Raw genomic sequence first — 19,408 nt, 5'->3', positions numbered from 1 at the left:
TTTAGTAATTGTTTTTTTTTCGTTTTAGTTATGGGAAGGGCTTCTGCTCTTTTCATAACTTATTTTACTTTTATCAAGTCCATAACCAATTGACCAGTTATTCCTGTCATAAGATGCAGAGCGATGCGCAATCATCGCAATCTTAGCAGTAATACCTAGATCCGATCGGCTAACAAGCATGTGGAGGGGAAGAAATTTAAAATCGAGATTTTTTTATACAAGGAAAATATATAATTGTTCTATGAGAATTATTGCCATTCTGTTCAGCTTTTTTATTTACCAGCATGTTGTTGCCAAGATCAGGCTTCCGGCTTTAATCAGCGATCGTATGGTACTGCAACGCGAAGTGGATCTGAAATTATGGGGCTGGGCAGACCGCGGTGAAAAGGTGACGATTCGCTTTCAGGGAAAAGTTTACCATACACAACCTGATACTGCTGGCAAATGGTCTGTGAGTTTAGCACCACAGCAAGCTGGAGGACCATTTATCATGGAAATCAATGAACTTGTTATTCGGGATATTTTAATCGGTGATGTCTGGTTGGCCTCAGGACAGTCTAATATGGAGACCCCTATATTACGCTTAGTGGAGCGATATCCGGAGATCAATGTGTCCAACAATCACATGATACGCTATTACAAAGTACCAACACAGGAAGCCGTTGATGAAAAAGAGGAGATCGCTTCTGGTGCTCAATGGTATTCAGCAACAGCTTCTGACGTGATTAACTGGACCGCTTTAGCTTATTTCTATGCAGAGGAAGCTTACCGCCACACGGGGGTTCCCGTAGGTATGCTGGTCGTTAGTAAGGGCGGTAGCAATATTCAAAGTTGGGTAAACCAGGCGCATTTAAAAGAATTTCCAGCTTTGACCGTCAATAAAGACGCATTAGCTGTCCTAGAAAATGCGGCGGTAGATCAGGGGGTCAATAAATGGTACCATGCAGATTGGGACGATCGTGAATGGAAGACAGTAACGGTACCAAACCGCTGGAATGAAACAGGTCTGGATGTTAAAGGTACGGTCTGGTACCGTAAAGATTTTGATTTACCACCTAATATGGGGGGCAAGCATGCTAGGCTTTACTTAGGGACACTGGTCGATCGTGATTCTGTCTTTGTGAACGGCATATTTGTGGGCGCTACTTCTTATTTCTATCCGCCACGCAAATATGATATTCCTGCAGGAATACTGAAATCGGGAAAAAATAATATCACTATCCGTTTAACGGCTGATAGCCATGATGGTGGCTTTATTTCTGATAAACCATACCGAATGAGCAATGATGAAATAAACGTAGACCTTACGGGGGAATGGAAATATAAAGTAGGACAGGATTTAAAGTTCTTGGAGCAGGCAAAAAAGCAACTTCCAAATCTGGTATCCATGGGCTCGAGGCTGTACAATGGTATGATCTATCCATTGCGCGATTATGAGGTGAAAGGGGTGATCTGGTATCAGGGGGAAAGTAATGCTGGAGATGCAAATTATGGGAAGTATTTAAAAGCACTGGTATCAAATTGGCGAACAACATTTCAAAAAGTTGAACTTCCTTTTTTACTTGTACAGCTCCCTAATTATGCTCCGAAATCTGTCAAACCACCAGTTGAAAGTGGCTGGGCCCGGGTTCGGGAAGCACAATTGCAAACCGTATTGGAAGTACCTAAAACGGCTTTGACAGTAACTTATGATCTGGGCGAATGGAATGATATTCACCCATTAAATAAAAAAGATCTTGCCTACCGTTTGTTTTTGCAAGCTCGTCGATTGGTCTATGGAGAACAGTTGGTTAGTGAAGGTCCGCTTTATAAAAATATGAAGATCGATGGAAACAAGATTGTTTTGTTTTTCCATCCTAGTGCAGGCGGTTTAAAGAGCCGCGAACATCGTTTAAAACATTTCGCCATAGCTGGCCAAGATAAGGCCTACGTGTGGGCAGATGCAGTTATTCACGATAATACGGTCATTGTGAGCAGTAATGACGTTCCAAATCCTGTAGCCGTTCGTTATGCCTGGGGTGACAATCCGGAAGAAGCAAATCTTCAAAACAAAGCAGGATTACTTGCCTCACCATTTCGTACAGACAATTGGTAGCGGGGCGATGCAAGCGCGGGGGTTAATCAATAATATAGCAGAAAAAATTATGAATAAAACTAAATTTATGTTTAAGAAAAAGTCAGTCTTACTGTTCTGTGCAGGTCTGTTTGTCCTATCGGCAACCGATGTGATGGCACAGCATAATGCGATAAAAAGTAATCAGACACAAAAGTTTGTCCACAAAGGTGCGGGTAATCCCTATTTGCCACTTTGGGAGCATTTGCCGGATGGTGAACCTCGCGTCTTTGAGGATCCTGATCATCCAGGAAAATACCGTGCTTATATCATCGGGTCGCATGATCTACGATTTGACAGTTATTGTGGACCTGATATTCGGATGTGGTCTGCACCTGTAGATGATCTGTCCAGCTGGAGAGATGATGGACCTATTTTAACTTACGAAACTGGTGGGCAATGGGATGTCATGTATGCGCCGGACTTGGTTGAAGTAAAAAGAAAGGATGGCCGCAAAGAATATTATCTCTATCCGCACAGTCGGGGAGAACACCGCGAGGCTATGGTGGTGAAAGGAGATCGTCCTGATGGACCTTTTAAACCGATCAATTTGACGGAAGATGGTACACGTACGTTGCCTGGAAGTGTGATTGGATTTGATCCGGCTATATTTGTCGAACAAATAACAGATCGGAATGATCCTGATTTTGAAATCGGGTTTAGAGCTTATGCCTACTGGGGTTTTCAACGCTCTTTGGCGGCTCAATTAGATCAAAATACGATGTACACGGTGAGACCGGGAACAAAGATCATGGATCGTTTTATTCCCGCAAGCGCAAGCTATGGCGTGTTACGTGATCAGAAGGGTACGGAATATGCGCATGTTGTACCGGGAGAGGATTTGGGATCTTTTAATTTCTTTGAAGCTTCTTCGATCCGGAAAGTTGGCAATAAGTACGTGTCAGTATACAGTGGTTATTCGGGTCCTGAATACGGTGTCGGAAGTTCGAACTCGACATTGCGCTATCTGATTGGTGATTCACCTTTGGGACCCTGGAAGAGCGGGGGTGTGCTGGTCGATTCGCGTGGACCGGTCCTTAATCAGGATGGTACAGCGATAGAAACGAGTAATGCCGGGCATAATACGCATGGCAGTATCGAGGAAATTAATGGGCAATGGTATGTTTTTTACCATAGACCGCCAAGAGGATTTGGATTTGCACGTCAGGCAGTAGTCGCTCCGGTTATCATCGAGTGGGATGAAAAACCAGTCGCACAAGGTGGGTCGGTACGAATCAGGGCTTATGATCCATATGCCGCAAATAAAATGGTGACGGTTAAGGATAGTCAGGGTAAAGAATATAAGGGTGCAGAAGTGACTTCTGAGGGCTTTCACATTTTTGGACTCGATCCTTATCAATATTATTCAGCGGGATATACGGCCTATCTGTCGGATATCAGTACCATGCAAGATTCTTGGGATATATGGGATAATCATATGCCGGTTACAAATCTGAGAAATGGAAGTATTGTCGGGTTTAAATATTTTGGTTTTGGGGGTCTGAAGCAAGATCAATTTGGATTGAAAGCTTTTGAAGGAACAAAAAAAGGAAACAGTACGATGTTTAACCTGTTTATAACTCCGAAATCTAAAAAGTCCTTTAAAGTAAATGTTTGGCTGGATGGTCCTTATGATAATGCCGCTTGGAAGGGACAGAAAATTGGGGAAATTGTCGTTCCGGAGAATGCTGCAGGTGAAACGGCAGCATTTAAAATTGATGTTTCCAAATATGTTGATCATCTGGATAAAAAGCATGCGGTATACCTGGTTGCGGAAGGGGGAGATCATGAAATTCTGTTTGACTTCATCGGTCTGGGATTTAGTTCAAAGAAACATAAAATTGATCGTCCCATCGTGCCTCAAGTGCGTATCGCTGTCAACGGTAAGTCGCTGGATATACCGGCTATACCTGTCCGTTCTACCAATGCAAATGGCATTGTTGACTATGGTCAGTATGAGATTAAAAGTAAAATTTCATCGCAACAAGCAGCGGCGCCGGTCGTGACGGCATCTTCGGATAATCCGGCTGTTAAAATCACCATTAATCAAGCAACATCATCTTCGGGAACTTGTCGGGTAACATTTAACTACAACGGTGTGTCCAAAATTTATAATGTTATATTTACTGCTGATTAAGTCTCTGGATAAACCTAAAAAATAGATAAGTATTATGAAAATTCATGTAACAGGTATACGCAGATCATCGTATTGGTTTTTACTTTTGTTTTTATTTATAAATCCAATTTATGGACAGCAAAAGGATCAGAAAGCAAAAAATCCGATCATCTTTGCTGATGTTCCGGATCTGTCGATGATCCGTGTAGGCGATACCTACTATATGAGCAGTACCACTATGCATATGAATCCGGGCTTGCCGCTCATGAAATCCAAAGACCTGGTTAATTGGGAAATGATGGGTTATGGACATCATACTCTTGCTGCTATGGATGAACTGAATCTGGATCAGGATAAAAATACTTATGGACGGGGATCATGGGCAAGTAGTTTGCGCTATCATCAGGGAACCTATTATGTCAGCACATTTGCCCAGACAACCGGTAAGACTTATATTTATTCAACTCAGGATATCGAGCATGGGCCCTGGGATCGAAAGGAGTTTGCGCCTGCTTTGCATGATCATAGCCTATTTTTTGAAGGGGATAAAATCTATATGATCTGGGGTGGCGGTAAGATCAATATGGTTGAACTGCTGCCCGATCTATCTGGAATAAAACCGGAGACGCAACGTGTCTTAATTGAAAACGCAACCTTACCGACAACACCTGCGGGTGTGCAGGGTGGCCTTCCGGCCGAGGGATCACAGTTTTTTAAAATAAATGGAAAATATTATCTGTTTAACATTTCCTGGCCTCCCGGTGGGATGCGGTCTGTGATTGTGCACCGTGCAGATAAAATAGATGGACCATATGAGGGGCGGGTGGTTTTGCAGGATCAAGGTGTAGCGCAGGGGGGATTGATTGATAAACCGAACGGTGAGTGGTATGCTTATCTTTTTCAGGATTATGGTGCTGTCGGACGGATCCCATATCTTGTTCCTGTTACGTGGAAAGCGGGCTGGCCGGTACTGGGGGTGGATGGTAAAGTACCCGAAGTACTGGATCTGCCGGTTAGCACAGGATTGATCCCTCATCTGGTCAATTCTGATGATTTTGACCGTAAAGCGGGAGAGCCGGATTTGCCGATGGTATGGCAATGGAACCATAATCCTGTTGGAGCATTATGGTCTGTGCACGAAAATAAAGGAAATCTGAGGTTAAAGACTGGGCGTGTAGATCAGCATTTTTTGCAGGCAAGAAACACCTTGACACAGCGCACCTTTGGTCCAACTTGTGAGGGTGAGACTGCAATCGATATTTCAGCTATGAAGGACGGCGATTTTGCAGGTTTATCTTTACTGCAGCAAAACTATGCTTTGCTGGGGGTGCGCATGGAAGGTGGTCAGCATTTTTTAGTGAACAGCAATGCGAAGGGAGGAATAGAACAAGAGCGAGCACGTATCCCGCTGCAGCAACAGAAAGTTTATTTAAAAGTGAAATGTGATTTTACCAATAAAAGAGATATTGCCACTTTTTTCTATAGCCTGAATGGTGAAAAATGGGAACCCATAGGAACGGAATTTAAAATGACTTATACGATACCGCATTTTATGGGCTATCGTTTTGGATTATTTAATTATGCGACTAAAAATGTGGGTGGATTTGTGGATTTTGATTATTTCCACATCCGGCCCTGATTTTTTAACGGTCTTAGGACTTTACGGATTTAATAGCTGTATGTCCTTGCTTATATAAAATAAGCGATTCATCAAGCCCCTACGTTATAAGACGTAGGGGCTTGATTTTTTAGTGGACATCTGTTCAAGATGAATCGATGGAAACTACAGCATTAAAATCTTTTGTAAACCGGAGCTGTTTTTACAAAAAAACTTTCTTTTCGGCCATTATCGGCCATCATTTAAACATTTTTATCTATTAATAACACATATGTATCATGTGCTAAATCGTCGTACTTGTAATTTTACAATTGTCATCATGAACTTGTGATACTGAACACATCGATAATCTTAAACATTATTGATGGACCTAAAAAATATCAGGTATGCTTCAGCAGCTGCATGATGCATAAAAACCAATTATTTACAAGACAAAAATGAAAACTGAAACGCAAACAATAGGCGAACAGAAAGGTTTCTATAAACTTTCGTCGTTGCAACGAATAGGATTTGGATCAGGTGATCTGGCGCAAAACCTGATTTACCAAACGGTATCCATGTATCTGCTTATTTTTTACACGAATGTATTTGGGATATCTGCAACAGCAGCGGGAATTATGTTTCTGGTGGTTCGTGTTATTGACGTGATATGGGATCCAATTGTGGGCGCATTTGTTGATAAAAAGAATCCTAAAATGGGGAAATACCGGTCTTATTTAATTCTAGGCGGTATCCCATTAACTGGATTTGCTATACTCTGTTTCTGGAATGGATTTTCAGGATCATTGCTCTATGCCTATATGACTTATGTTGGATTATCAATGATCTATACCCTGATCAATGTACCGTATGGCGCACTGAATGCATCGCTGACGCGGGATACAGATGAAGTTACAAAACTGACGTCGACCCGTATGTTTATGGCGAATATGGGTGGCCTGGCAGTAGGATATGGGGTGCCTATACTGGTTCAATATCTTTCGCCAAATGGAAAGATCAATTCTCCCGAATCTGCGCAAGCCTGGTTTATTACGATGACGCTCTATGCTATCGCCGGGTTATTGTTATTGGTTTTCTGTTATACGCAAACCAAGGAACGTGTTGTTATGGATGTGAAACAAACAGAAAATGTAAAAGTTTCCGATCTGTGGACTGCATTTAAACATAATGGACCTTTGCGCATATTGGCTTTCTTCTTTATTACTGCATTTGCCATGATGGCGATCGGAAATGCTGCGGGCTCATATTATATGATCTATAATGTTCAGGCGCCAGAAATGCTTCCTTATTTTATGGCATTAGGATCTCTTCCGGCCTTTATTTTTATGCCACTGGTACCTGCAATAAAGCGTGCAATAGGCAAAAAGCAACTGTTTTATGTGTTCTTAACGATCGCCATATTAGGAATGATCATGCTCTATATTATTTCTGTTATACCCGCTTTAAGGAGTCAGGTTTGGTTGGTGTTAGTGGCACAATTTATTAAATCCACAGGGATCATCGTGGCTACAGGATATATGTGGGCATTGGTTCCCGAAGTGATTTCCTATGGCGAGCATGCTACAGGAAAACGGATCTCCGGGATCGTGAATGCTTTGACCGGTATTTTTTATAAAGCGGGTATGGCTCTGGGGGGCGTCGTACCAGGTCTCGTGCTTGCATACGTCGGTTTTGATAAAGACAATACCATTACGCAATCGGCTTTTTCCGAGCAGGGTATCCTTTGGTTAGTGGTTGTTATACCTGCTATTTTATTGCTGGTGGCCATGTTTATTATTTCAAAATATGAATTGGACGATGCGGTGATCGATAAAATAAATCATGAAATAGAATCAAGACACAAGAATTAAATTGTTAAAAATGAATAAAGCAAAGATCGTTTTTTTGACTGGCATCGCTACACTGGGTTTGGCATGCACCTCGACTAAATCACAACAGGTAACGGGTGATCGTCCTTCTGAAAACCAGGTGATATTAAAGCATGCTTTCAAGGATAAATTTTATATCGGTACAGCCTTGAATCTGGATCAAATATGGGAACGCAATGCCGCCGCTATTTCGGTTGTTAAAGATCAATTTAATTCCATCGTGGCGGAAAACTGTATGAAAAGTATGTATCTGCAACCCCGGGAAGGGGAGTTTAATTTTAAAGATGCAGATCGTTTTGTCGCATTGGGAGAGCAGCATGGCATGCACATCATCGGGCATACCTTAATGTGGCATTCGCAGACGCCAGCTTGGTTCTTTGTCGATCAAAAAGGGAAAGATGTCTCGCGCGAAGTTTTGATTGAGAGGATGCGCAAGCATATCCATACCGTGGTTGGACGCTATAAAGGACGTATTCACGGCTGGGATGTGGTCAATGAGGCTGTGCTGGATAATGGTGAACTGCGGAAAAGTAAGTTTTACGATATCATCGGTAAAGATTTTATTAAGCTTGCTTTTCAATTTGCGCAAGAGGCAGATCCCAATGCCGAATTCTATTACAATGATTACTCGACAGCTATTCCTGCCAAAAGAAATGGAATTATGAAACTGGTCAAAGAGGTTCTTGATTCGGGTGCCCGGGTTGATGCTATTGGTATGCAGGAGCACAATGGCTTGGATAATCCTGCCTTAAGTGAAGTGGAAAAGACAATTGTCGGTTTTGCTAGTTTAGGGACAAAAGTGATGGTGACGGAAATGGATATTTCTGTATTGCCTCATGTAAATCCCAATATGGGAGCAGAAATCAGTGAAACGTACCAGTATAAAAATGAATTAAATCCATATCAAGAAGGTTTGCCGGATGCTATAGCGAAAGCTTTAGCTAACCGGTACAAGGATTTTTTTAAATTATATCTAAAACATGACGATAAAATAACGCGCGTGACGGTGTGGGGGGTAGGTGATGGTGATTCGTGGAAAAATGGATGGCCGGTTCCCGGACGGACAGACTATCCTTTGTTATTTGACCGGGAATATAAACCTAAAGCTTTTCTTAAAGATTTAGTGCAATTGGCAGAACAAAAATAACCCTATAATTTTATGAGTAAAGCACGATATTTAGTATCAGATGATTTTATGGCTGATCCGTCAGCTCATGTTTTTGAGGATAAAATTTACATTTATCCCTCGCATGACTGGGAAAGCGGAATTTTGGAAAATGATCATGGCGATCATTTTGATATGAAAGATTACCATGTTTTTTCTATGGATGATATGGATGCTGAGGCGGTCGATCATGGTAAAGTATTGGAAGTCGCAGATATCCCATGGGGTGGAAGACAGCTCTGGGATTCGGATGTGGCGACAAAAAATGGTAAATATTATCTTTATTTCTCCTTGAAGGATAAGACCGATGTCTTTAGGCTTGGAGTAGCGGTAAGTGATACGCCATATGGTCCTTTTATTCCGGAGGAGAATCCGATCAAAGGAAGTTATAGTATAGATCCCTGTGCTTTTCAAGATGATGATGGTAGCCATTATCTGTATTTCGGGGGTATATGGGGCGGCCAGCTTCAATATTACAGAAATAACAAAATGACTTATCCCATGGATCTACCGCACTGGCACGATGTAGCGCTATGTCCAAAAGTTGTAAAACTAACGGAGGATATGCTGCAATTTGATGAAGAACCAAAAGATCTTGTTATTTTGGATCAAGAAGGTAACCCTCTTAAACAGGGAGATCTAGAACGCCGTTTTTTTGAAGCTTCCTGGATGCATAAATATGGCGACAAGTATTATTTCTCGTATTCTACAGGCGATACGCATTTATTGTGTTATGCAATCGGGGATAATCCATATGGTCCATTTACCTATCAAGGTGTGATTCTGACTCCGGTGGTTGGTTGGACCACTCATCACAGTATACTGCAATTTAAAGGGAAATGGTATTTGTTTTATCATGACTGTGTGCCCTCTGGTGGGAAAACTTGGTTGCGGAGTATGAAAGTAGTTGAGCTTGAATATGATGATCATGGACTCATCAAAACCCTAAATGGTCAAGAATGCTGAAATTGAGGATCTTTTGCAGCCTAACCTATTATAAACCTGATTTTTAATCTTATGATGAAAATACGTCTATTGCTTTTGTTCTTTATTTTTTCTTTTTCTTGTCTCTACGCTGAAGATGGAAGTAAGCTTTGGCTTAGGTATACTCCTGTTTCTAAAGAAATGGCTAAAAATAGATCGATAACGGCTGATGCTAAAAATCCGGTTGCCGTACAAGCACAGCACGAGTTAGCTACTTTTTGGAAGGGACAGTCTATTGATTTAAAACTAGACAAAAAGTTGACGCATTTGAAAGATGGTTTTAAAATAACAGGCCATCGAGATCGGATTAAGGTGACCGCACATGAGCCCGCCGGTTTATTATATGCAGCTTACCATCTGTTGCAATTACAGGAAACGGATCAACAGGTTTTAAATTTGAATGTGGAAGAAATACCATCGTTTAATATCCGTATGCTCAATCATTGGGACAATCTGGATCGCACCGTTGAACGTGGTTACGCCGGATATTCGTTGTGGCAATGGGATGATCTGCCCGGACAGCTGTCTCCGCGATATGAAGCGTATGCACGTGCTAATGCCTCTATTGGTATCAATGCTACTGTGATTAATAACGTGAACGCTTCACCTCAAATTTTGAGTTCTGAATACTTGCTGAAATTAAAAGGTCTGAGTGATGTTTTTCGCCGATATGGCATCAAAGTTTATTTATCTGTTAACTTTTCATCACCCAAGATATTGGGTGGTACGTCAGATTCAGACCCTTTAAATCCGCAGGTAATTTTGTGGTGGAAGAATAAAGTCAAAGAGATTTACAGTGTTATTCCTGATTTCGGCGGTTTTTTGGTGAAAGCGAATTCGGAAGGCCAACCTGGTCCTCAGGATTATGGCAGAACGCATGCTGAGGGGGCAAATATGCTTGCGGCTATTTTAAAACCTTATCAGGCTCTTGTGATGTGGCGGGCGTTTGTTTACAATCCCTCGACAGAGGATCGTGCCAAGCAGGCCTATCAGGAATTTGTGCCACTCGATGGGCAGTTTAGCGATAATGTGATTATTCAAATCAAGAATGGACCGATCGATTTTCAGCCTCGTGAACCCTTTAATCCACTCTTTGGTGCACTTAAAAAAAGTCATGAAATGGTTGAATTTCAGATCACGCAAGAGTATCTGGGATTTTCGAACCATTTGGTTTATTTAGCGCCGCTATTTCAAGAGACATTGGATCATGATACTTATGCGGATGGAAAGGGAAGTACAGTCGCCAGGTTTACGGATGGCACCTTACGGCCTGCGCGAAAGACAGCAATTGCAGCGGTGGCGAATATTGGCGATGATACCAATTGGACAGGTCACCACTTTGCACAGGCGAATTGGTATGCCTATGGAAGACTGGCGTGGAATCATCAGCTCGCGTCTGAACAAATTGCGGAAGAATGGATCGCAATGACATTTTCGAAAGATAAGCAGTTTATAGCTGCTGTGAAAGAAATGATGATGACTTCACGGGAAGCTGCTGTAAATTATATGATGCCACTCGGGCTGCATCATATCTTTGCTTTCGACCATCATTATGGACCGGAACCGTGGGGCGATCAAAAAGGTGGACGTCCCGATTGGATGCCCTGGTATTATCATCAAGCAGATACGATAGGTGTAGGGTTTGACCGGACAGCAAGAGGGAGCAACGCAATCTCACAATACAGTCCTCATGTCGCGAACATATATGGTGATATCCTGCTATGTCCAGATCAGTATTTACTTTGGTTTCATCATGTGCCGTGGCATTATACGATGAAAAGCGGCTTATCCTTGTGGGATGAATTATGCTATCAATATGATCTCGGGGTAAAGCAGGTACGCGACATGCAAAAAGTGTGGGATAGATTGGAAAACCAGGTCGATCAACAACGTTTTGCTGAAGTGCAATCGAAACTGAAGATTCAAGCTAAAGATGCGGTATGGTGGAAAGATGCCTGTCTCCTTTATTTTCAAACATATTCCAAAAGACCTATACCTTATGATATCGAAAGACCTGTACATGAATTGGAGGATTTGAAGAAGATCAAACTGAATATGAAACATCATAATTAACGTCTTATTGCGCACAGCAGTAAGTGGTTAGTAAGGGGAATGATGGGTTTTCTATGTTGAATGGACGATAGCCTGTTTAACTTATGATGAATTAAAAAATTATTGAAAACATAAATAACAAAGATAAGATGCAAATCATGCAACAGAAAAAACATATACAATTAGGATTATTGTCCTGCCTATTTGCTTTTACTGTACTCTCATCCTGTCAGACAATGCGCGCAGATGAGAGAAAAGAGCCGGTTGGAAAAGTGGTAGGGCAGCCCTTGTACAGTAATTTTAAATACACCGGCAAGGATGCTTTCTATAGTGAAAATCCAATAGTGCCGGGTCAATTTTACAGTACTATTTTACAGGGATGCTATCCTGATCCCAGTATCACCAGAAAGGGAGATGATTATTATTTAGTCGCTTCTTCATTTGTGATGTTTCCTGGAGTTCCTATTTTTCATTCCCATGATATGGTGAACTGGAAGCAGATCGGCCATGTACTAAACCGTGAGTCTCAGTTGCAGGTCGGTACTGCAGGTATCAGTGAGGGGGTATATGCGCCGGATATTATGTATAATCCAAATAATGATACCTTTTATATGATCACAACGCAGTTTGCTTCGGGGATCGGTAATATGGTTGTTAAAACTAAAGATCCGAAAGCAAACAATTGGTCTGATCCGATTAAATTACAGTTTGATGGAATTGATCCGGCTTTATTTTTTGATGATAATGGAAAGGCATATGTGGTGCATAACGATGCTCCGGATAAGGGGAAAGAATTGTACACAGGCCATCGGGTGATCAAGATCTGGGAATACGATGTCGCGACTGATCAGGTGATCCCGGGTACGAGTAAGATCATTGTTGATGGGGGAGTAGATCTTGCCAAGCAACCCATCTGGATTGAAGCACCGCATATTTACAAGAAAAATGGACAGTATTATTTGATGTGTGCAGAAGGGGGTACTGGAGGGAATCACAGTGAGGTTATTTTTTCCAGCAGTCATCCGATGGGGCCTTATACTCCTGCAAAAAATAATCCGATTCTTTCACAGCGTCATCTCCCTGCTGATAGACCCAATAAAGTCGATTGGGCAGGTCATGCAGATCTAGTTCAAACTGCTGATGGGGAATGGTACGGTGTATTTTTGGCGGTTAGACCAAATGAAAAGAATCGTGTAAACACCGGTCGGGAAACATTTGTGCTGCCCGTTGACTGGTCGGGTGAATGGCCGATTTTTAAAGGTGGAATGGAGCCCCTTAAAGCATTGGTGCATACACCAAAAGGGATTGAAAGCAGTAAAGATAAATCCGGATTTTTCCCCAATGGAAATTTCACCTTTAACGACAAATTAAATGGAAAAACGTTGGATGAGCGGTGGATAGCCTTGCGGGGACCTCGTGAAAAGTTCTTAGTGGATGAAAAGAAGGGGTTGGCAATCAAACCATTTGCGGTTACTGTTCAGGAGAAAAAACCAATTTCGGCACTGTTTTACAGACAGCAGCACATCGCATTTGCGGCGGAGGTAGAAATGGATTATACTCCAGGTTCTGAAAAGGACTTTGCCGGTATTACCTGTTTACAAAGTGAAAAATTCAACTATGTATTGGGTGTTACAAAATCCAATAATGAATATTACATCCAACTCGAACGGACTGAAAATGGCATAACAAAAGTACTTGCGCAACAGAAGCTCAGTAGATCGGGTAAAATGAAATTGCGTGTTAGCGCTACAGGCGATGACTATACATTTTCGTATGCGTTAGATGGAAGTTCTTTTCAATATCTGGGCGGAACGGTATCTGGCGATATTCTGTCAACGGATGTTGCAGGCGGATTTACAGGAGCGATGATTGGTCTTTATGCAACATCTGCCTATGAAACACCGGTAGCAAAATAGGGTGACGGTCTTTATTGATATGCTTATCAAGGAAATACGAATATGTATTTTCTCTGATAAGCATATTTTTTTAGTTTAATTTAAAGCTTTTGTATCGCTATTGATTAAGGTTTTAAACTCAGTATGACCTGCGCATAATTAATCCCCAGCTTTCTATAGCCTGCAGCGCTAAAATGCAGGCCATCTGCTACACCTTCACAATCTTTTGAAGAGACAATATGTGCATTTTTGAGGGTTTGGGGTAACGTGTGAATGATGGTATTCATGCTCGCACATCTGCCTCCCTGATCTGCGGCTAATAGTTCACCAGCTAAAAGTGGTGTTTCTTCTTCCTGTAATGCGAGATCTTCCAATAGGTTATGATATACTCGGCTTACTTTGTTGGGCCAATCCTGGTCACCTGTATTTGATTCGCCCTGATGGAGTAAAATTCCTTTGATGACACCTGTGTGCTGGGCAACCTTGGCCATTTCAACCAATCTGTCATAGGGATTATTGTCGTAAGCCGCTAACATTCCTTTCATCCACTGCGGTGCTCTTTCTACATAATTTGTTACGCTATCTCTATCAAACAATTGGATATGGCAACCGCCAATGGAGACATTTATGATTCCAATACGGATGCTATCGGGTAGATTTTCAGCTAGGGTTCTACCAAAATAGTCTGCAGGCGTAAGACCGGTATTACATCGGGTGATTGGAGGTTTGGCGAGGTACCATTCTCCTTTTTTACGATTGAGGTCCGGACAGTCAACTGCTTGAAGTGAATAGAAACGATTGTTGCCTAAGGTGTCTTGATCTTCAAATTTACTATGTCCTTCCATATTGGATTGACCAAAACACAAATAGATATGAAAGTTTTTGTCCTGCGCATATCCAAGCGTGCAGAAAAATAAAAACAGTAAAAGAAATTGAAATTTTAACGTGTTTTTTCTCATGGTTTTAGGTATTCTAATTTAAAAGAGAGGGAAGTTTTTTCCCTCTCTTTTATCCTGTATTTAGCTATTGTTTTGTGCTAATTTTACTTGTGATCAGCTTATTTTTGATTTCGAAGTGCCTCTGCTACGGCTTGATAGGCCGGTTTCCGAACAAAGGATTCGGTCCAGATTCCAATCGGTTCACCTCTTCTCCAAAAGGAGTTTTCGCGATCAGGACTGTCCAAAGGACTCCAGATGGTGATCCCATATTGTTGTGCTTTCGGGATAATTTCAAAGTATTTTTCAATGACAAATTTGTACATATCTGCTTGTTGCTGATACATTGCCGCTGTTGCATTGGCTGTTTTAATGTTGTCGCCAAGACCAATGTCAAGCTCCGATACTTTTATTAGTTTGCCCGTTGCCGCCAGTAGTTTGTACATGTTAACAATATCATCTTTATTGGCCGTGCTATTGATATGCATCTGCGTACCGATGCCATCTACCTTGGCGCCTTTACTTTCAACATAATTGACGTAGGCAATTAAACCTTTACATTTATTACCACCACCTTCCAGACCATAATCGTTTATAAAAAGGATATCATTGGGATTTCCGTATTTTCGGGCAAGTTGAATGGCTTTTACCGCATAGTCTTTACCCAGATAATCTTGCCAATAAAATTCGTCCTCCGCCAAGTCGGTTTTTCCAATCCCAGTTTTCAGGGCGTACTGATCAGGCCAATCGGACATTGGCTCATTGACCACGTCCCAAGCTTTGACATAATCTTTGGTTACAGACATCATCCCTGAAATAAAAGTTTCCAAGGCATCGGTAAGTATGGCTTTTTTCTCCTCAGGTGTTTTTTCAATAACAGTTCCACCAGGTCCGCCATATCCTTCACCTTCGGCGGATTGTGAGCGGGTAGAACTATTGCCCCAGCCAAACCAACCTCTTATACCACTTTCAAAATTTCCTCCGGCGATGATATCGGTATTTGTGCCCACCTTTTTTAAAGAGACATCATCTATAAAAACTGTTCCAGCGTATTGTCCAAAATTGATAATAAATCGATTACGAACGGCAGTGGTCGTTAATTTAAGTTCGTATTCTTTGTATTCCGTGGTAAGTGCAATTGCTCCAAAACTATCACCTGTATAATTGGACGTGGCTTGGAGATCAATACCTATACTACCTGCCTTACTACCTTTTGCTGCAATTTTTAAAATGTATTCGGTATTTGTTTCAATACCGGCAATGTCGTATGCCGTCTGTGCTTCCCAGGCGTTTACGACTGATGGGTTTGTCATTTTCATGGCGTAGCCAGATTCGGAAGGGACATTGATGCCTCCTTGACCGGGATCCGAACCAGCGGGCAGCTTAACCGGAGCAATCAGGCTATTTAAGTAAGTTGCATTTTGTCCTGAATGCCAGGTAAGGGTATGGCCAAAAAGCTGCATGTTGTTTTCTTGTGCCGCTATTACCAAACGTTCCAGTTTACTTAAGTTCAGCGTGCCATCGGCTTGTACAATAGAGGCATGTTTCATTTCGTAGCCCATGACCATTTCTTCGAAGTTTCGGTTTGCTAAACGATACATCACGCCTTTATTCAGGTAATCGTCCATATTGAGTGCCAGCCCCCATTTGAAATTTGGATGCGCATTTTTATCGATGTAGGAAATCAATGGAGCGTAGGAATCAATATTTTCTTGGGCGATAAGACTTTCAGGCTTTTCTGTCCCATATTGGAGTATTTCATGTTTTGCGCAGGAACAGAACAGGAGGCCTGCTATGAGGCCAATACCTGTCTTTGTATGTAATCTTTTCATATTTTTATGGTTTTACTTGTACAGTAAAAGTTTCCATTTTAACACCTCGATCACGCATGACTAAGGTATCTTTGGTACTCACATTCATCTTTTGCATATCGATTTGATAATCGAGATACAAGACATCACGATCGGTATTTCCCCAACTATTTTTATCACCCTTTTTTACAAAGCTGCCTTTTCCTGATGCTGTGACCCCAGTAGTAGCAGAGCTGATGAGACAATTATTGTTATTGTCGAAAGATAGCATCAGATTACAGTTGATATTTGTACCGTCAACATCCTTAAATGTTAAGGGAAGTATTGTGTTTTTCAAAGACGCTGTCGTCAGGCTTTTTACCTCATCTTTTTCGACGTATGCATTTCTTCTATTCTGTGTTTGACTGAGTGCATTATTTCCATTTTTACCAACGATGACATCGCGGCCGCGGCGGAGGTAATTGCCTTGCCAGGTATTGATATATTTGATCGCGTAGAAGATGTAATCTTTCGGAGCAGTGTCCCAATCACCAGCTACTGCTTTGCGTCGTAGGCTTCCTGCTTTTGGAATTCCGGACAGGATAGAGTCTGCATTTATGACGTTTTCTAAACGGATAGGAAGCACGTAATGGGTGGTGATGGCTTTAGGATCGGCAAAGAAATCTGCTGTTAACTGTATTTCTACTCCACCGGTTATGCTACCTTTGGGAATCACTATTTTATTGGATGCTATCGTATAATAATTACTCGGCAAAGGAGTGACAGCTGCACCTGTTGAATTGAATACAATGTTGTTGGTCATCGCGTTGTCTACCGTAAAATCAATGGTGATGTCTTTCTTATTATCGTAGACGCCGCCTGTTGTGGCCATTACTTTAACTTTACCTTCATTATCTAATGCGGTATCAAATAGGTCTTCACCCATCGTAATAGTCCTTACAGGATATTGATATGCGAAGTATACGGTCTGGTATTGAAAGTCTGGAAATTCCCAGTCCTGATTTTTGCAGGAGGTAAATAGGAATATGAGTATAACGGAAAATATATGTAGTTTTTTCATCTGATTATTTTTAAAAATGTTTTACCATCCCATGTTTTGGTCGAGGTTACTGTATTTTAGGATTTCACTATAGGGAATAGGACCGTATTGCATATAAGGTTCATAGACTCGGTTTTCAACATTGAAAATCGTATAGGTATTATTTTGAATACTGATACCCCGTGCCGCTTCAGTCAAATTTTTATTCCACCTTCTGATGTCCCAAAAGCGAAAACCTTCAAAACATAGTTCCAATCTTCTTTCATTACGGATGAGTTCGCGCATCAGCTCTTTATTATTTTTGATCTGATTGAGGTAGGGATCTCCATTAGTTGTCCCTACACCGGCACGTGTTCGGATTGCTTTGATGATATCGTAAGCCGAAAATGATTGTGTTCCAGTGCCAGTAGGTCCCCAAGCTTCATTGGCTGCTTCGGCATAGGCGAGATAGATCTCGGTCATACGCAGACGCGGCGTGATGTGATATTGTCCCGATGTAGAGGAAGGGTTGAGATTGACGTCTTGACGTAAAAGTTTACGCAAATAATAGCCTGTTCGCGTGGATGTTTCTACTTTATTTAAACCGTCATTGGTTGGACTGTTTACAGTTGTATTAATTGCAGTATTATTTACGCCAGATGTCGCCCCGTTAACTAAAATATAGTTTTTAAGCCGCGGATCGCGGTTATCATAGGGAGATTGAGGATTGAATCCGCTATTGGCGATATCGGTCACTGGATATCCATTGGCCATTGGAAATGCATCGACCAGATTTTGAGTGGGATTAATCCGCCCGCGTCCAAACAAAGTTGGTGGGAATTGATCCGCTTCTAAATTTGATGATGGATCACCACGGTCTACACGCCATAGTACTTCGGAGGTATTGCGTCCTTCGTTCATGGCATTCACGCTATTTTGCTGATAGAATAATGCGCCTTGTGGATCTATGCCAGATACACCTCCTTTTTGTTGGATCACCAGACCTGCATAGTTTGCGGCATCAGCCCATGTCGTGCTGTTGCCACTTGAAAATGCTGGACTTGCGGCCATAAGTGCAGCTTTGGCTTTAATGGCTTGTGCAATCCTTTTTGTCATTCGTAACCTGAAATGTGTACCGAATACGCGATTATAATCATCCATTTTAATGGCTAGTGCTTGATATTTTGCAGGAACCTGACTATCTGACGAAATATCTTCATAGTCTAGGGGCAGTAAGTCCTCCGCTTTTTGAATATCGGCATAAATTTGTTGCATACTGGCTTCAAAAGTGGCTCTTTTATGATTGAAATCGGATGATAATTCCTCATATTCAAGTATAATGGGTACGCCCATAAGCTCACCGCTGCTCGTTTTTCCTGCATGGGACTGAAGCAGATGAAACATAAATAAGGCGCGGAGGCCATATGCTTCACCTTTCATCCGATCATTGAACATAGTCGTGACATGTGCTGTTGTGGCCCAACTTACTTTGTCCGTTAATGCTAAAAAGTTGTTGATATACTGTATTGCAGATTTGCTATTCCGCCATTGATCAAACGGATTGTTGATTGCAGTCCATTGCCCGGTAGCTATCTTCTGGTAATCATTTGCCCTTTCATTAGTTACGGCATCGTCTGTGGCCACATCGTTAAATGACCAACTGTTTGTGGGCACCCTTGTATAGCCATTTAATAATAATCCTTGTGCGTACAATGGCCTGTCGTATGCGGTCTCGATATCTAAAATGTTTTCGATAGCAGGCTCAAACATATCTTCACAGGAGGTGAGAGATAGGGCAGAGGCAATGCTGAATATGCATATTATTTTTTTCAT

13 protein-coding genes are annotated in these 19,408 nt (G+C 41.7%); 8 read left to right on the top strand and 5 right to left on the bottom strand.

Features of this window, described 5'->3' with window-relative positions:
* Positions 1-24 precede the first annotated feature (24 nt).
* Positions 25-180 (bottom strand): hypothetical protein, encoded by a 156-nt coding sequence (locus tag ACFS6I_RS11800; RefSeq protein ID WP_380920738.1) that lies wholly within the window; start codon positions 178-180, stop codon positions 25-27.
* Positions 181-241: 61 nt separating this feature from the next.
* On the opposite strand from ACFS6I_RS11800, the gene ACFS6I_RS11795 reads away from it, so the two are divergent.
* The 8 genes from ACFS6I_RS11795 to ACFS6I_RS11760 all read left to right on the top strand — a co-directional run bounded on the left by ACFS6I_RS11795 (position 242) and on the right by ACFS6I_RS11760 (position 13,832).
* On the top strand, positions 242-2,095 hold the full coding sequence (locus ACFS6I_RS11795) for a sialate O-acetylesterase (protein ID WP_380920736.1): 1,854 nt from the start codon (positions 242-244) through the stop codon (positions 2,093-2,095).
* Positions 2,096-2,162: 67 nt separating this feature from the next.
* Entirely contained in the window at positions 2,163-4,250 is a 2,088-nt protein-coding gene (locus tag ACFS6I_RS11790; protein ID WP_380920734.1) for a hypothetical protein, read from the top strand.
* Positions 4,251-4,284: 34 nt separating this feature from the next.
* Entirely contained in the window at positions 4,285-5,868 is a 1,584-nt protein-coding gene (locus tag ACFS6I_RS11785) for a glycoside hydrolase family 43 protein (protein WP_380920732.1), read from the top strand.
* Between the two features lie 416 nt (positions 5,869-6,284).
* Positions 6,285-7,697, top strand: a complete 1,413-nt coding sequence (locus ACFS6I_RS11780; RefSeq protein ID WP_380920730.1) for an MFS transporter — start codon at positions 6,285-6,287, stop codon at positions 7,695-7,697.
* Positions 7,698-7,707: 10 nt separating this feature from the next.
* A complete protein-coding gene (locus ACFS6I_RS11775) occupies positions 7,708-8,862 on the top strand; it encodes an endo-1,4-beta-xylanase (RefSeq protein WP_380920728.1) in 1,155 nt (384 codons plus the stop codon).
* Positions 8,863-8,874: 12 nt separating this feature from the next.
* Positions 8,875-9,846 (top strand): glycoside hydrolase family 43 protein, encoded by a 972-nt coding sequence (locus ACFS6I_RS11770; RefSeq protein ID WP_380920726.1) that lies wholly within the window; start codon positions 8,875-8,877, stop codon positions 9,844-9,846.
* Between the two features lie 51 nt (positions 9,847-9,897).
* Positions 9,898-11,937 carry an alpha-glucuronidase gene (locus ACFS6I_RS11765; protein ID WP_380920724.1) on the top strand — a complete coding sequence of 680 codons (2,040 nt, stop codon included), beginning with the start codon at positions 9,898-9,900 and terminating at the stop codon, positions 11,935-11,937.
* Between the two features lie 137 nt (positions 11,938-12,074).
* Positions 12,075-13,832 carry a glycoside hydrolase family 43 protein gene (locus tag ACFS6I_RS11760; RefSeq protein ID WP_380920722.1) on the top strand — a complete coding sequence of 586 codons (1,758 nt, stop codon included), beginning with the start codon at positions 12,075-12,077 and terminating at the stop codon, positions 13,830-13,832.
* Positions 13,833-13,936: 104 nt separating this feature from the next.
* Here ACFS6I_RS11760 and ACFS6I_RS11755 read toward each other — a convergent pair whose 3' ends face one another.
* The 4 genes from ACFS6I_RS11755 to ACFS6I_RS11740 form a co-directional block, all read right to left on the bottom strand.
* Positions 13,937-14,770 (bottom strand): sialate O-acetylesterase, encoded by an 834-nt coding sequence (locus ACFS6I_RS11755; RefSeq protein WP_380920720.1) that lies wholly within the window; start codon positions 14,768-14,770, stop codon positions 13,937-13,939.
* A 98-nt stretch (positions 14,771-14,868) separates the two neighbouring features.
* Positions 14,869-16,578: an endo-1,4-beta-xylanase gene (locus ACFS6I_RS11750; RefSeq protein ID WP_380920718.1), complete on the bottom strand. Its 1,710-nt coding sequence runs from the start codon at positions 16,576-16,578 to the stop codon at positions 14,869-14,871.
* A 4-nt stretch (positions 16,579-16,582) separates the two neighbouring features.
* Positions 16,583-17,617 carry a DUF5627 domain-containing protein gene (locus tag ACFS6I_RS11745; RefSeq protein ID WP_380920716.1) on the bottom strand — a complete coding sequence of 345 codons (1,035 nt, stop codon included), beginning with the start codon at positions 17,615-17,617 and terminating at the stop codon, positions 16,583-16,585.
* Positions 17,618-17,638: 21 nt separating this feature from the next.
* Positions 17,639-19,408, bottom strand: coding sequence for a RagB/SusD family nutrient uptake outer membrane protein (locus ACFS6I_RS11740; protein ID WP_380920714.1), 1,770 nt, complete (start codon positions 19,406-19,408; stop codon positions 17,639-17,641).

Origin of the sequence: Sphingobacterium anhuiense, assembly GCF_042686355.1 — a bacterium.
Taxonomy (GTDB): domain Bacteria; phylum Bacteroidota; class Bacteroidia; order Sphingobacteriales; family Sphingobacteriaceae; genus Sphingobacterium; species Sphingobacterium anhuiense.
This window is presented reverse-complemented; position numbering and strand designations above follow the sequence as displayed.

Bases quoted from the DNA above. Each gene is read 5' to 3' on its own strand.
- ACFS6I_RS11800 (WP_380920738.1), bottom strand. From the start codon at position 180: ATGCTTGTTAGCCGATCGGATCTAGGTATTACTGCTAAGATTGCGATG.
- ACFS6I_RS11795 (WP_380920736.1), top strand. From the start codon at position 242: ATGAGAATTATTGCCATTCTGTTCAGCTTTTTTATTTACCAGCATGTT.
- ACFS6I_RS11790 (WP_380920734.1), top strand. From the start codon at position 2,163: ATGTTTAAGAAAAAGTCAGTCTTACTGTTCTGTGCAGGTCTGTTTGTC.
- ACFS6I_RS11785 (WP_380920732.1), top strand. From the start codon at position 4,285: ATGAAAATTCATGTAACAGGTATACGCAGATCATCGTATTGGTTTTTA.
- ACFS6I_RS11780 (WP_380920730.1), top strand. From the start codon at position 6,285: ATGAAAACTGAAACGCAAACAATAGGCGAACAGAAAGGTTTCTATAAA.
- ACFS6I_RS11775 (WP_380920728.1), top strand. From the start codon at position 7,708: ATGAATAAAGCAAAGATCGTTTTTTTGACTGGCATCGCTACACTGGGT.
- ACFS6I_RS11770 (WP_380920726.1), top strand. From the start codon at position 8,875: ATGAGTAAAGCACGATATTTAGTATCAGATGATTTTATGGCTGATCCG.
- ACFS6I_RS11765 (WP_380920724.1), top strand. From the start codon at position 9,898: ATGATGAAAATACGTCTATTGCTTTTGTTCTTTATTTTTTCTTTTTCT.
- ACFS6I_RS11760 (WP_380920722.1), top strand. From the start codon at position 12,075: ATGCAACAGAAAAAACATATACAATTAGGATTATTGTCCTGCCTATTT.
- ACFS6I_RS11755 (WP_380920720.1), bottom strand. From the start codon at position 14,770: ATGAGAAAAAACACGTTAAAATTTCAATTTCTTTTACTGTTTTTATTT.
- ACFS6I_RS11750 (WP_380920718.1), bottom strand. From the start codon at position 16,578: ATGAAAAGATTACATACAAAGACAGGTATTGGCCTCATAGCAGGCCTC.
- ACFS6I_RS11745 (WP_380920716.1), bottom strand. From the start codon at position 17,617: ATGAAAAAACTACATATATTTTCCGTTATACTCATATTCCTATTTACC.
- ACFS6I_RS11740 (WP_380920714.1), bottom strand. From the start codon at position 19,408: ATGAAAAAAATAATATGCATATTCAGCATTGCCTCTGCCCTATCTCTC.